The sequence below is a fragment of the Streptomyces sp. BE20 genome (assembly GCF_036322525.1).
Taxonomy (GTDB): domain Bacteria; phylum Actinomycetota; class Actinomycetes; order Streptomycetales; family Streptomycetaceae; genus Kitasatospora.
Window position 1 is genome coordinate 1 of sequence record NZ_JAQYWW010000489.1, and the last position, 373, is coordinate 373.

Consider the following 373-nt stretch of genomic DNA (forward strand, 5'->3'; position numbering starts at 1 on the left):
CCCAGCCCCTCGCCGCACACGGGCTCGGTGCCGACCCCTCCGGCCCACATACAGGTCCACCGGGAGCAGTTGCACTGGATGCAGAAGTAGCTGCGGGCCCGGGTGCCGGCGCGGCCGCGGACCACGCCCGGGACGTCGAGCCCGAGCAGCCAGATCGGAACAGCGTGCTGGAGGGACAGAGAGTGCAATGCATTGTAGATCTCGTTGGTCGCCGGCTCATTAAAGAACGCGTCGGGGGGGTGGGTGGGTTGTTTTTTTTTTTTGTGTTGTGGGGTTGTGTTTTTTTGGGGGGGGGGTGGTTTGGTTTTTTTTTTTTGGGTTCTGTTGTTTTTTTTTTTTTTTTTTTGGTTTGTGGTGGGGGTTGGTGGTGGCC

Annotated in this window: 1 protein-coding gene; it reads right to left on the minus strand. The window is 58.7% G+C overall.

The window, feature by feature from the left end; translation table 11 throughout:
* Positions 1-188 (minus strand): hypothetical protein (locus tag PUR61_RS06770; protein ID WP_329876673.1); only part of this gene is annotated, 188 nt, incomplete at its 3' end.
* Positions 189-373 lie beyond the last annotated feature (185 nt).